This is a genomic window from Variovorax sp. P4_D9, assembly GCF_056401695.1.
This window is the reverse complement of sequence record NZ_JBFUIU010000200.1, coordinates 1-12,869: the sequence shown is the minus strand read 5'-3', so window position 1 is coordinate 12,869 and position 12,869 is coordinate 1. Positions and strand designations below refer to the sequence as shown.

The 12,869-nt window shown below is 63.1% G+C and carries 15 protein-coding genes, 1 tRNA gene and 1 pseudogene; 3 read left to right on the top strand and 14 right to left on the bottom strand.

Annotation, left to right across the window (positions count from 1 at the left end):
- Together AC1DY5_RS21555 and AC1DY5_RS21550 are read left to right on the top strand one after the other, a co-directional pair.
- A pseudogene (locus AC1DY5_RS21555) lies at positions 1-196 on the top strand (dihydroorotase); the annotation flags it as partial.
- Positions 193-939: a lysophospholipid acyltransferase family protein gene (locus AC1DY5_RS21550; RefSeq protein WP_478114599.1), complete on the top strand. Its 747-nt coding sequence runs from the start codon at positions 193-195 to the stop codon at positions 937-939. The pseudogene AC1DY5_RS21555 and the gene AC1DY5_RS21550, both read left to right, overlap by 4 nt.
- A 247-nt stretch (positions 940-1,186) precedes the next feature.
- On the opposite strand, the gene AC1DY5_RS21545 is transcribed toward AC1DY5_RS21550, so the two are convergent.
- Positions 1,187-2,251 (bottom strand): NUDIX domain-containing protein, encoded by a 1,065-nt coding sequence (locus tag AC1DY5_RS21545; RefSeq protein ID WP_478114597.1) that lies wholly within the window; start codon positions 2,249-2,251, stop codon positions 1,187-1,189.
- Positions 2,252-2,370: 119 nt separating this feature from the next.
- Between AC1DY5_RS21545 and AC1DY5_RS21540 the strand changes: the two genes are divergently transcribed.
- On the top strand, positions 2,371-2,679 hold the full coding sequence (locus AC1DY5_RS21540; RefSeq protein ID WP_478114595.1) for a cell envelope biogenesis protein TolA: 309 nt from the start codon (positions 2,371-2,373) through the stop codon (positions 2,677-2,679).
- Between the two features lie 312 nt (positions 2,680-2,991).
- Here AC1DY5_RS21540 and AC1DY5_RS21535 read toward each other — a convergent pair whose 3' ends face one another.
- The 13 genes from AC1DY5_RS21535 to AC1DY5_RS21475 all read right to left on the bottom strand — a co-directional run.
- Positions 2,992-3,306 (bottom strand): NIPSNAP family protein, encoded by a 315-nt coding sequence (locus AC1DY5_RS21535; RefSeq protein ID WP_478114594.1) that lies wholly within the window; start codon positions 3,304-3,306, stop codon positions 2,992-2,994.
- A gap of 258 nt (positions 3,307-3,564) precedes the next feature.
- Complete coding sequence (locus AC1DY5_RS21530) at positions 3,565-3,855, bottom strand: hypothetical protein (RefSeq protein WP_478114592.1); 291 nt, start codon at positions 3,853-3,855, stop codon at positions 3,565-3,567.
- A gap of 284 nt (positions 3,856-4,139) precedes the next feature.
- Positions 4,140-4,793, bottom strand: coding sequence for a Fic family protein (locus tag AC1DY5_RS21525; protein WP_478114590.1), 654 nt, complete (start codon positions 4,791-4,793; stop codon positions 4,140-4,142).
- 2 nt (positions 4,794-4,795) lie between these two features.
- Complete coding sequence (locus tag AC1DY5_RS21520) at positions 4,796-5,005, bottom strand: hypothetical protein (RefSeq protein WP_478114588.1); 210 nt, start codon at positions 5,003-5,005, stop codon at positions 4,796-4,798.
- 332 nt (positions 5,006-5,337) lie between these two features.
- Positions 5,338-5,991 (bottom strand): hypothetical protein, encoded by a 654-nt coding sequence (locus tag AC1DY5_RS21515; RefSeq protein WP_478114587.1) that lies wholly within the window; start codon positions 5,989-5,991, stop codon positions 5,338-5,340.
- Complete coding sequence (locus tag AC1DY5_RS21510) at positions 5,988-6,482, bottom strand: hypothetical protein (protein WP_478114585.1); 495 nt, start codon at positions 6,480-6,482, stop codon at positions 5,988-5,990. Before AC1DY5_RS21510 ends, AC1DY5_RS21515 begins: the two co-directional genes overlap by 4 nt.
- Positions 6,479-8,872 (bottom strand): DUF3987 domain-containing protein, encoded by a 2,394-nt coding sequence (locus AC1DY5_RS21505; protein WP_478114584.1) that lies wholly within the window; start codon positions 8,870-8,872, stop codon positions 6,479-6,481. The genes AC1DY5_RS21510 and AC1DY5_RS21505 overlap by 4 nt, the downstream gene beginning before the upstream one ends.
- Complete coding sequence (locus AC1DY5_RS21500; protein WP_478114583.1) at positions 8,869-9,144, bottom strand: hypothetical protein; 276 nt, start codon at positions 9,142-9,144, stop codon at positions 8,869-8,871. Before AC1DY5_RS21500 ends, AC1DY5_RS21505 begins: the two co-directional genes overlap by 4 nt.
- A 9-nt stretch (positions 9,145-9,153) precedes the next feature.
- A complete protein-coding gene (locus AC1DY5_RS21495) occupies positions 9,154-9,447 on the bottom strand; it encodes a helix-turn-helix transcriptional regulator (RefSeq protein WP_478114582.1) in 294 nt (97 codons plus the stop codon).
- A gap of 110 nt (positions 9,448-9,557) precedes the next feature.
- Complete coding sequence (locus AC1DY5_RS21490; protein WP_478114581.1) at positions 9,558-10,163, bottom strand: hypothetical protein; 606 nt, start codon at positions 10,161-10,163, stop codon at positions 9,558-9,560.
- Between the two features lie 124 nt (positions 10,164-10,287).
- Positions 10,288-11,511 carry a tyrosine-type recombinase/integrase gene (locus AC1DY5_RS21485; RefSeq protein WP_478114579.1) on the bottom strand — a complete coding sequence of 408 codons (1,224 nt, stop codon included), beginning with the start codon at positions 11,509-11,511 and terminating at the stop codon, positions 10,288-10,290.
- 176 nt (positions 11,512-11,687) lie between these two features.
- Positions 11,688-11,762 (bottom strand) — tRNA-Arg (locus AC1DY5_RS21480).
- A gap of 16 nt (positions 11,763-11,778) precedes the next feature.
- Positions 11,779-12,869: translocation/assembly module TamB domain-containing protein (locus AC1DY5_RS21475; protein ID WP_478114578.1), on the bottom strand; the 1,091-nt coding region annotated here is incomplete at its 5' end.

Genomic DNA, 12,869 nt, shown 5'->3' with positions numbered 1-12,869 from the left:
GCTGCTGGGCGCTCCGGGCGTCGGCCGGCTGGCCGCGGGTGGGGCCGCCGATCTCTGCGTGGTCGACCCGACGCACGAATGGCAGGTGACGACCGAGACGCTGCTGAGCCAGGGCAAGCACACCCCCTTCGGCGGCTATGCCATGTGCGGACGGGCGCGCCACACGCTCGTCGGCGGCCGGGTGGTGCACGGCTGATGCAGTCGCTGTCCGCCGGCTGGCGGCTGCTGCGCGCGAGCGCGCATGCATTCTCGGGCTGGTGGACCATCCGCAGGCGCTTCCCGCACCTGTCGCCGGCGCAGCGCGAGCTGTGCGTCCAGCGATGGGCCGAGCGCATGCTGAACCTGATGGGCATCCGGCTCACGGTGCTCGGCACGCCGCCCGCGCACGGGCCGGTGCTGGTGGTGTCCAACCATCTGTCCTGGCTGGACATCCTGACGATCCACGCGGCGGGGCATGTGCGCTTCGTCTCCAAGGCGGGGGTGGGCCACTGGCCCGTGATCGGCACCCTGTCCACCGGGGCCGGCACGCTCTACATCGAGCGCGAGCGCCGGCGCGACGCGGTGCGCGTCGTCCACCACATGACCGAGGCACTGCGCGCGGGCGACGTGATCGCGGTCTTTCCCGAAGGCACGACCAGCGACGGCCACGGCCTGCTTCCCTTCCACGCCAACCTCCTGCAGGCGGCGATCTCGTCCGGCGCGCCGGTGCAGCCAGCCGCGCTGCGCTTTGCCGATGCCGCCACCGGCGAGACCAGCCATGCCCCGCGCTATGTCGACGACGACAACCTGCTGAGTTCGCTGTGGAGCACGCTGAAGGCGCCGCCGTTGCTCGCGATCGTCCGATTCGGCGAACTCCAGCAATCGCTCGGACGTGATCGCCGGGGTTGGGCGAAGAGCCTGCACGCCGACGTCCAGGCGCTGCGCCGCGAACTCAAGTAGCGGCGCCGGCCAAAAAAACAGCGCCCCGAAGAGCGCTGTGCAACGACGCCAGATGGCGCCGGGAGGAGGAATCGTTGCTCAGAGAACCCCGAAAACCTTCAGACCGATGATCACGACGAGCGGCACGCCGCAGAGCCAAAGGATGATGCTTTTCATGAGGTGTCTCCGGTTGGTGTGTGAATCAACAATAGGCGCGCGCGGGGCAGCCGCCTGCCGGAGAAGTCAATGCAAGTGCGTGGGCGACTGCCTACAGGGCGTCCGGCCCCGGCAGCAGGCCCAGGTAGTGGTCGAGCATCTGGAAGTGGTCGTCCAGGAATCGGTCTTCCAGCGTGCGAAGCGCGTCGATCGGGGTCCATTCGGCGGCCGCGGCATCGTCGTCGGCCCGCAGTCCCGGCAATTCACGGTCGCCCAGGTCGAAGAAGTGGCCGTGGGTGATGGTGCGGCCGCGTGCGCTGCGGTCGGGGCGGTCGAAGACGTCGGTGGCCTTCAGGCAGGCGCGCAGGCTCGCCGGTGGCAGTGCGAGGTGTGTTTCTTCCTCGAGTTCGCGCAAGGCCGCTTGCTGGGTGGTCTCGCGCTGTTCCAGGAAGCCGCCCGGCACCGCGAGCAATCCCTTGCCGGGGGCCTGGCCGCGGCGGATCAGCAGGACATGGCGGCCGCACTTGACGACGCAGTCGACCGTCACGAGGACGGGCGGATAGGGCGCCGAGGCCCAGGATGCCTGGTACTGCCGCAGCATCTCGGCCTCAGGGGCCAGGGCCTCGAAGAGCGGCCCGGYGCTCCATCCACGCAGGAAATCGACGCTGCTCTGCGGCAGTTCGTCGGCCAGATCGACCAGCGCCGTGGCCGGCGCCGCGAACAGCGCATCGCGCATGCGGCTGGCGCGGCGTACCGGCACGTCGGCCGYCTGCTGCAGGGTCCAGTCCGGGAAGGCTTCGAGGTAGTCGCGGGTGGCATCCCTGGCGTGTCCGACCAGCGTCACGTTCGGCGACCCCGTGGCGTCGGCTCCCCCGGGCGCGTGCGCCACGACGTGGCGCAGGTCGGCGATCCAGCGGGCATCGTCGAAATAGTCGCGCACCGGCACGCAGTGCAGGCGCTGTCGCTCCGCTTCCGGGAACGCCCGGTGGACCATCTCGGCGCGTTCCTCCCAGGTGAACGGATGTTTTGGTGAGCGTGCCTGGAAGGCCGAGCCGATCACCACGACCACGCGCGGGGCGGCATCGAGCGCCTGTTTGACGAGCGACAGATGGCCGTTGTGGAAGGGCTGGAAGCGGCCGATGACGACGGCGAGCCCCGGAGAGTTGTGAATCTGCACTGACGAACCTGAAATTTTGGGTTACTTGGAACTTTGCACCAAATGCATATATCCAGAGCGCGGTCCTCGCTTTATGCTCGCCCCTGGATTTTTTCCTAACCATCCATTGAGGAACGCCCATGAGCAAAATTCTCGCCATCATGATCGCCGGCTTCTTTGCCGCAGGCGCCTACGCGCAAGCCCCCAAGGGAGCCTCCTCGGAGAGCTCGCCCATCTTGAACAGCAAGCCCCAGGAACGCGCGGAAGCCAAGGTTGAAGCCCGGCCGCAGGGCAAGGTGAAGGCTGTCGGTGGCGACACGCTGAAGACCGGTGAAAGTGACGCCATCGGCATGGGCAAGTCCGCCGAGGCCGGCCAGAAGCGGGAAGCGACCCGCACTGCGAAGCATCCGAACCGCAAGCAGAACCCTCAGGGCGGCACGCCGCAGTAATGGGGCGCTCGATAGTGATGAGCTATCGAGCACCCTCTTTCGGCGCTTCGCGCGCCGAGAACAAAAAAATCCGGAAGAGTCGACACTCGTCCGGATTTTTTCTTGGTGCCTCGAAAGGCGCCGCCGTGGGGTCAGCAGAACATGAACGCGAGGATGGCTGCGTCGTCGGCCCAGTTCAGGAGTGCGTACCCGGCCAGCCGGTAGGCCAGCGCCGTCGCTTGGTCGATCAGGGATTGCGCACTCATGCGGGGATTGTGGCGGTCGCCTCGGTCCCGGGAAGCGCATCCTGGTCCGCAGGCCCCGGGGACGGCTTTACGTCAGAGGGAGCTCGCGCATCAGATTGCTGCGCACCCAGGTGAAGGCTCCGGACTGGACATTGTTCGCTTGCCAGCGGCGGAATTCGGGGTCGGCCGACAACAGATCCGTGACCTTGGCATACGCCACCGCGTTCTCGAACTGTACGGTCAGAACGTAGTTGCCCAGTTCGCCTGCGGCAACGCTCCAGAGCTGCGGGGTGGGGGCGCCATGTTTTTTCCAGAGCGCCGCGCCCGCCTTCACGGCTTCCATGACGGCCCCGAGATCGGCTCCGGGGTTGGGTCGCAGGACATATCGCGCTTCGTAGGCCATGGAAGTCTCCTTCGTCACAGGAGCCGACATTGAAGCACTTGAGCGCCGGTGGGGCAATCGACATTTGAATCGGTCGCGCTCGACAGGAATCGAAAATCGGCCGCTAAGCCGCATGAATACTGGCTTCTTGACTTGTCGCTTCGAAAAATACCGACAAAAGTACCGACAAAAACCAAAGTGTCCGGCCCTGTTGCGCGGTTCCTACGGAACCAACCACGCGTGAAGACCCGAATCGGTGCCAGGGTAAACGACGGGGGGCTACTTGCAAAGAAAGACGATGCGCGTTCCTTCCCACTTGGAGAAGATGTCGCCCGCCTCCGCGTGGGATATGAGCAGTTCAAGGCTCTTGCCCTTGGTCGAGCAGTACGCATCGCCTTGGCGCATGGCTAGGGTGTTCATACTCTCTTTCGTGTCCCAAGGGCTGCGCGGCTGCTTTGTGATCTCGAAGGTGCCATTGCCATAGGGCACGAGGTCGCCACTGGGCGAGCACCCAACCAAGAAGACGGCCGCGATGACAGCCGCTTTTCGCACGATGGCGATCTTCTTCATGGAACCCTCCACAAGATCGAGAGCCGTTACACAAACTGGCAGTGGCAGCCTCCGGAGGTGATCAACCCCGATCAGCAACGTATGCGAGGGCTTCGCGCCGAACTGTCAGCCAACCAATGCGCCACCCAATGATTTAGGGCCGGTGGGCGAGAGCATTTGAATTCTCTCGCGGGGGGAAATATTCTGCGCGTGGGGGACCGTGTGGTTTCCGCGATCATGCCTTGGTAGACATTTCGGCCGCCCCAGGGTGGCTGCGTGAGTGATCGTGGCTCCGGCAGTTGGAATCAGCGACGTTTGGACGCTTGCCGAGCGCCCAGCACCTTTCGATTGACGCGTCGCGGTGGTGGCACCGGAGGTGTCGCGCTGGCGATCTGCTCCTGAAGAAGTCTTGTTAGTAGGGCGTGCAATACGCTGAGGTTCCCTTGGTCAGCAGCGCGAAGCGCGAGAACATACTCTGGTCGATTGGCACTAATCAACTCTGGAAGTATGCGTGTGCCTGGCAGCAATACGCCAAGCTTCAGGCACAAGACGAAGTAGCAAGCGGCCCGCGCCGTGCGACCGTTACCGTTGATGAACGGATGAATGTAGTTGAGCTGCCATAAGACCCAAGCTGCCAGCGCGACCGGATCAGCGTTCTCCCAATCGCGGTTTACGCCGTTCACGAAATCGTCCATGAACGCGTTGACCAAGTAGAAGGGAGGCGGGGTGTGCGTTCCGACCGTCACCTCACAGGGACGAAACTCACCTGCGTTCGTATGAAGACATACGATCGCATGGTAGTTGAGAGCCCTGATTACATGCGTTGAGAGGAACGCTCGCTGGACGGCTAGGCTTGCGCTGACCGCCGATCGCAGAAATTCATACTGCCGATCGTTGTTTGAAACCTGAAGTTCCTGATAGACCGGATGATTCTCTGTACCTCCGGCAATCAGGTGCAAGATCATTTCTTGCGCGAGGGCTCGCCGCCCTGTTCAAGAATGACGCGGCGAACTTGTTCCTTCGTCATGTTTGACTCATGGCCCATCGAGCCGTACACAAACGATACGCGTTGCTCCATGATCTCTTGAGGACTTAGCCTCTTGGAGGCAGAGTGAACTGCGGCAAGCAATCTAGGGTCGGTCTTGAGGCCCAAGATACTGTCGATGATCATAGTTCTCTCCTGTAACCAACCGATACAGGTTGGCTACAAATTGTATGCTGCACTGCAGCGCAAGTCTGCAACAATTTGCACTCTACTCTCCGTTTGTCAAGGCTGAGACGAGGGAATTCCCTCGCCATCTCGTAGGACGGCAAAGCGTACTGCATTGTTACATTTCGAACGCCGCTGGCGGAGCATCGGCACGACACCGTGAAAAGGGTCTCCACCTTCACGCGCTGCCCAGACCGTCCCATTGCTCCCGCAAGGCTTGATTTACTTGCTTGATGATCTGGCGCAGCCTCACAGTGTGCCCTCCAGTGAACGCGTTGCGCGATGCTGCCACCTTACCCTCGGGGCTTCTTGGTCCTGTGGACTTGCTCCACGGTTTCCATCGCTGGATCGCCTCGCGTTGCCGTTGGCGTTGCTCCGGTGTCCAGGTACGTGCGGCCATTGCGTGCATCCTCTAAAAGTTCGTTTTGCCGGGGCGTCGTTTCTCTCGCATGCGCGATCTCGCCAGCCGATCCCGTGCCGTTGTTGACCTGTTGCGGCCCATGGGCGATGTTGGCTTGCTTCACGAATGTGGCTTGCCTCGGATACTTCAGATCGACCAGCGCAGAAATCGTCGCGCGGCTCTGGCTCTGCGCTCTCAGCGCCAGCCCCAGGAAGGCTTCGTAATGGCGCAACTGCTCCTGAACGGCAGCCCGTCGCGCCAGACTGGTGAAAATGGTTTGCAGYGCCGTCGCTTGCGATACGAGCATCGCTTCCAAAGTGTGCAAGTCGCCGGCTTTGACTTCGTTGAACGTGGCGCGCAGCCCGTCGATCATCACGTTGATGTCCGCATCCTTGCCCATGACGTTGCCTTGATAGGCTTCGATCACTGACGCGCTGTTGATCGAAGGCTGAATGGCCATGCGCCCCTTGTCCTCGGGCGTGTGTGATTGCGCCGGTGCCGTCGAGCGCGAAGACTTGGCGGTCGCGGGCGTCTTTGCTTTGGTCATGGTGTTGTCCGGTGTTGGTTGGAATCGTTGAACCCGCCGCAGCGTTGGAGCTGGCGCGCAAGTTCGTCGGGTAGCTGCACATCGTTGGCACGAATGGCGATGGCTGATTGCTGCCAGTTGCCGCAGCGCCAGCGGCCCACGCCATGAAGGTGCGTGCATTCCAGGCACAGTCGCCGGTCGGCTCCCTCACGATCCCGAATCACCAGCCTGTCGGCCAGCGCCTCGGCATCGTCCATGCCCAAGCCCCTGTCGGTGAATCTCGCCAGCCGCGCCGTGAAGGTGTCGATTTCCGCCCCGTTCATCGCCGGGCCGTGCGGCCAGCACCAGCGGTCAGGGTCTGGCGAATCGTTTGCCGCCACTGCCTTGGGTGCCTCGAATTTTCGGAAAGTGCCCGACGGGTACGCTACAAACGCTACGGCAGGGGCGTTCGTAGCGTTCGTAGCGTGGGCATCGGACGCAATTTGATTTTTCAGACGCTCCAGCCAGTTCATTCGCGGCCCCTCGGGTTGACCATGTAGCGGTCGCTGTCTCGCCTGCCGGGTGCCTCGATCACTTCTTTGCATAGCCAGCCGTAATCGGCCAGCAAGTCCGCCGCCTTGCGCACCGCGTCCGGTGTGCCCAGCCCTGCCCAGTGCTTCACTGCTACTTGCCGTGGCGTGAAGGCATCCAACAGCACGCCGTCGCCTTCGGTCAGCTTGCCCGTCTTGATCTTGTTCAACAGCGCTTGCGCCCCGGTCGTTTCAGGCATCACCGCTGCCGCGTAAAGCCGCTCGGCATGAGTGCGCAGGTAGTCACCCCACGCGAGCGCCCGGACCAGTTCACGCTCATGAATCGCGCCCCCGCTGTCCGGTGTATCCACCAGGGCGAAGATCAGCGCCAGCGCCGGGATCAGCTTGCGGTACTTGCTCAGGTGCGAAACCAAAGCCGGGTGCAGATCGTCGCCGCGTATCTCGGTTTCAAACGGGATCAGCCATTCCTCAAACAAGGCTTGCGCCTCGGTAGTGAACCTCCATTCCGTCGGCTCGGTGTCGCTGGCTGGCTGCAGTTCATTCAAGCGTTCAAACACCGCCCATGCGGTCTGCTTCGCTGGGGTGTCCGGCCACCGGTCCACATAGATGAAATCCCGGTTCACGTCCGGCCACACGGTTAGCCCGAAGCGTTGCAGCAGCCCATCATCACCCGCGCCGCCTGCCACGGCTTCCCGGACATAGCTTTGCACCTTGCCCGGTTGAATGCCGCCCAGCATCGCCAGACACACACGCGGAATGTGGTGGGTGCCGCGCATGATCCGGTCCACGGTATAGCCTTGATTTCCGTCGTAGCCTTGCAGGTAGAAGGCCCGTGCCCCTTCCTGTCCTGCCCGATCCATACTGCACAGCAAGCCGTGAATTTCATCTCGATAACTCAGTGTGCCCCACGGGTTGACCGTCAGAAGTTCGCCCAGCTTTTCCACCGTGGCATCGTTCACGACGTAGCGCCGCGCTACGGGTTCCGCTGGCGTGTCCGCTGGCTGTAGCAGCGCCCGCGCCTTGTTCGGGTCTTTGGCGGCAAGTCCCTTTGCTTGTCGCTCGTTCGATTCAGCGGCCATCGTCGCCACCTTGCAGTCGAGTTCCCATGCGTCATGTGCTTCCTGCCATTGCTCGCGCTCTGCTTTTTCAAGCCGGTGCAATGGCTTCAGGGCTTCGCTCAGTGCTGGCGACTTCATCACGCCGGGACGGCCGACAATCGCGCCCCAAAGGTTCGGCACCACGCGCCAATCGTCCCGCGCCTTCGGTGCCACCACGGCTCGCGCACCGATCAGGCTTGAGATCGCCACTACAGCGCCCACCGCTGGAAAGTCCGGGGGACATTGCATGCGGTCTGCAATGTCAGCCACCCAGCCGCGCAGCGCCTCGGGCAACAGTTCCGGGTCGAACGCTGCCACCGCCGGTAGGCTATCGGGCAAGGGTGTTGGTTGCGGCCAGTCGGCCTCGGTGGGCACCTCCACTGCCGCCTCGATCCCCGCTTGTACCGCTTCGGCGCCCGCTAATTGGTGAAGGTCGTTGAAGTCAGTGGCCTTGTCGGGTCGGTCCGCCGCGAACACTGGGACGGCCAGCAGCCCAGCGACGGCCCGCGCTGCCTCGGTCGCTTTGCTCCGGCCCGGATTGCCTTCCGTCTGCCAATCATCATCGGACGCAATGATGATCTTCAGCGCCGGATACTTGCTGCGCAGCGCCATCGCCACGGGTTGCAGGTTGCCTGCATTGAATGCCACTGCCACCGCCATGCCTGTCGCCTCATGGATGCTTGCGCCGGTCGCGTACCCCTCACACACGATCAGCACGCCACCAGGTTTGCCAATGGAGTGATAGCAGCCTGTCACGCGCCCGCCCGGCATGAATCGCTTGGCGCCATCCGGTGCGATGGTTTGCAGACTGTGCAGGGTGCCCGCAGTGTCTCGCATAGGGATCATTAGTCGGTGCCCGTCGAACTTCGCACCGTGTGCCTTGATGCTTTTGCGGGTCAGGTACTCGTGCGCCGTTGCTGGTGCTGCCGCCTGCCAAAGCGCCGCCGCTGTCTGGCTGGCCTCTTGCTGGCGCTGCACCTGTTCCGCGTCCCGTCGCGCTCGAATGGCCTTGATACGCTGCCGGTGGGATTCGCGTTCGGCTGGCGTCATCGCTTGATCGGACTTCGCGCACCAGTTCGATTGCAGGCCGCTACGCCAACAGCCAAAGGCGCCAGCCGCTATGCCATCGGTGTGCAACATGTACCAGCCGGAATCGTCGCCGCGCCTACCGCTGGTGCTGAATCGGTGAATCTGGCCGTCCGCGTGGATGGTGTCCGGTGCATCGAGTCCAGCCGCTGCAATTGCCAGCCGGAAATGTTCGGTCGGGTCGCTCACAGTCGCCCTCCGATCTGCGCTAGGAACAGCGCTGCATCGTGCAGGCTGGGTAGGTAGCGCACCAGCCCCCAGCGTTCGGCCCAATAGGCTTCTATGCCGTCACGGGCGGCAACGCGATTGATCGTGTGCCCACGCAAGGCATAAGCGGCCCGTAGGTTGGCAAATGCCTTGTCGCTGTCGGCTGTGTTCGATAGAGTCTGTTTGTCTGTGTGGCCTGCCGTGGGATTGCCGTCCCCGGTGGGCATTTCTTTTGGCGTAGCGTCCGTGTGCATCGCCGCCCCTTACGCCGTTGCTGCGGTCTGTGCCTCGATCCATGCGCGAACATCGCCCACTTTCCAGGCTGTGACGCGCTCAGACAGTTTGATCGGCTTGGGAAACGTGCCCGCCTTCACCTTGCGCCAAAGCGTCGGCGCGCTGAAAGGCAGCGGGGCTGGCGTCTCTGGCCGCTTGGGGCTTTGGACCAGTTGGGACTCGCGCATGAATGCGCTGTCTGGCAGGGCGTCGAACACCGATGGGGTGATAGTTGGGATTGCCGCTGCAATCGCCGTCGGTGCCGTCTTGGGTTTGTGTGACATTGCTTGCCGTCCTGTGAAGTTGACGACTTGAATGTTGTCCCCGTGTTGCTATCAAAGATATAGCACTAAGCCAGCAGGGTACGTACCTTGCTGGCGGGGTGCGTACCCTGCTAGGAGGGTACGGATTCCCACTCCTTGCACCAGCGTTCAATGACGCGTTGGCTTTCCAGCGACTCAAACTTGCTCAGCATGTCACGGGCGAATGCGGCCTTTCCTGCGTAGCGGGATGGATCCCGCCGCCACAACTGCCAGCATTCCTTGACCCGTTCCTTTTCGACCTGCTTAGGATCTGCAGCGTGTCGCCGCACAGCGAGAAGGCGGGCCTTTGTTGATGCCGCGTCTGCGACCACGAGATCGAGAAAGAAGTAGATCGAGTCTTCGTCTAGATACTTTTTGACGTCAGCATTCAACAAATGCCATTGTTCCTTGAACAGCCTGAAGAAGGCCTCTGCCTTCTCCTTGCTTTTCAACTGCGATTGCTTGGTTCGTTCCATACTTGCGAGTACGTCGGCTCTGACCCTGTTGACGTCAAACCCTTGTTCTTCAAGGAAAGCAAGATATTCGTCTTGGCTGAAACGGTCGCTTCCGTAGAGCTCGGCGAATTGCTTAGGACTGAAGTCATAGCGGTATGTGCCTGAAGCGTCGGCACGTTCTCTTGCCTGTTGAAGCGCCTCAAGCGAATATGCCCAACACATCCCGCGGTCATCCTCGATCAACTCTGTCGGAGTGATCAGCCTTGTCCATGTCATCTGCGTCCCTCGCGCCCCTGAAAAAAGCAGCCAGCCCAGCCCGTCAGGGAAACGGGTCTTCGGGGATCAGCCTAGGGCTGGCGAAACTGTCTTATTTTGTCGCGGTGCGCAGCGGGATAACGTCCGCACCAATGCGCAGCTTGTCCAGGTAGTCCGCCCACCGCTGCATCATCTCTTTCCGCGCCGGCAGGTGCGCCGTGCGGTTATAGGCCCGCCCATTGGCATCCTTAACGGCGTGGGCCAGTTGGTGCTCGATCAAGTCCACGCGCTCGCCTAGCACTTCATCCATGATCGTCCGCGCCGTGGCCCGGAACCCGTGCCCTGTGTGCATTTCATTGCTGTAGCCCATGCCGCGCAGTGCTGCATTCACCGTGTTTTCGCTCATGGGCCTTTCGCCCGTGCGCAGGCTGGGGAACACATAGCGGCCATGCCCTGTGACGGGGTGCAGGCTTTGCAGAATCGCCACGGCCTGCCGGGATAGCGGGACAATGTGGTCATTCTTCATCTTCATTTTCGCGCCGGGGATGCGCCACTCTGCCGCCTCCAGATCAATCTCTGCCCACTCAGCCGCCCGCAGTTCACCGGGTCGAACGAACACCAACGGGGACAGTTTCAGTGCTGCCCGTGAATAGGGGTGCCCGGTGTAGGAATAGATCGCTCGCAGCAATTCGCCCAACTTCGCCGGGTCGGTGATGGCTGCATAGTGCTTTGTCTCGGCGTGCTGGAATGCGCCGCGCAGGTCGGCGGTTACGTCACGTTCTGCCGTGCCTTCGGCCACCGCATAGCGGAACACTTGCCCGCATATCTGATTGATCCTCTTGGCGCTGTCGAACGCCTCTCGCGCTTCCATCTTGCGAACCACGCCCAAGACGTCACGCGGTCCGATGCTGGTAATGGGCATGGCCCCGATGAAGGGGAAAACGTCCTTTTCCAGCCATGTTGACACCTTGCCTTGGGTGATTGCGGCCCGCTTTGCTGCCGTGGCCTTCAACCATTGTTCGCCCACAGCCCGAAAAGTGTTTCCAGCCTCTGCCGCTCTAGCTTGCTTTTCCTCGCGCTTGGCTGCGCTGGGGTCGACCCCGTCCGCCAGCAACTCCCGCGCCTTGTCTCGCCGCTGCCTCGCCTTGGCAAGCGATACCGCCGGGTACACGCCGAGCGCCAGCGTCTTGCGCTTTCCTGCGAAGCGGTAATTCACGCGCCAGTACTTGCCGCTTTCAGTGACCAGCAAGTACATGCCGCCACCGTCGGTGTGCTTGTCGCCTGCGGGCGCCCCGGTGGGCTTGATGTTCCTAACGAAAGTGTCTGTCAGTGCCATCCGTGCCCCCTTTGGCGGTATGTTGATTGGCGGCATTTTGGGATACCGCCGCAAGTACCGCTTTTTTGGCGGTATGTCATGGTAGCCAGTGATAGGGCTTGAGACAAAGAAAAACCCGCAACGCTAGGAAGCATGCGGGTTTCAGAGGTGGGGTGAGACGTCTTGATTCGTTCTCGTGGTGCCCTCGACAGGAATCGAACCTGTATCTGAGTCTTAGGAGGACCCCGTTCTATCCATTGAACTACGAGGACGAGTGCGCCCCGGACTTTACCAGTTCAGCCCCGGCGCGCCMTAGTCGAACTGGACTGTGTAGATCAGGTCGATCGCGCTCTGCTGCCCGGCCTGCGCCCGCAGCGTCAGCCGCCGCGTCAGGTCGTAGAAGATGAAGAAGGTGCCCAGCGTGCCGCCCAGGCTGCGCTCGTAGGTGATGTAGAAATCCTGCGCGACGCGTTTGCCGACCGTGACCGCCGAGTCGCGCACGTCGCCGCCGCTGCCCGGGCCCTTGAAGCCGATCTCGTCGAGGCCGAAGCGGCTCGCCAGCCCGCCCCCGCCGCTGCCGCCGAGGCCGCTGAGCAGCGCCAGCGCGGCCTGCTGAAGCAGCACCGACTCGCTGCCGCTGGTGGCCGACGCCCGCCCCAGCACCAGCCAGGTGAGGGTTTCCTGGTCCGACAGCTGCGGTTCCGAATAGAGGCGCACGCGCGGTGAATGCGCCGTGCCGGTGATGGCGACGCCGGCGCGCTGCGAGATGTTCGGCCGGATCGCCAGGATGTCGAGTTGCGGGTTGTCGAACGGACCGTTGAAGCGAGCGATGCCGGTCTCGATGTTCAGCGCCTGCCCGTAGGCGCGGTACTGCCCGGCGACGGTGCGGACCTCGCCGGTGATGCGCGGCGGGGCGCTCAGGCTGTTGCTGCGGATTTCGAGCTTGCCCGCCAGCCGGGTCGTGATGCCGCGCCCCTGCACCGCGAAATCGCTGCCGAGGTCGAAGCTCACCGCGATGTCCGGCGGTTTCGCGGTCTCCGCCCGGGCGACGTCGGTCCGGTTCTCGGCCGCCCGGCGCTTCGCCTCTTCGGCGGCTTCGCGGTCGATTGCCGCCGAGCGCACCACGACGTCGCTGCCCAGGCCGGGCGCGGTCTCGTCCGGCAGGATGATGACCGCGCGGTCGGTCTTGATGTCGCCGCGCAGCGTGAACTGTCCAGCGGCGAGCCGGGCTTGCAGGTCGCCCGACAGCGTGACCTGCCGATCGGCACGCACCAGCACCCGCAGCGCGCGCAGCTGGGCCTCGACCGACATCCGGATGCCGCTACCGGCCCCGGCGGCGGGCGCGGCGCCCCAGGCCAGCTCGCCGCGCGCCGACAGCG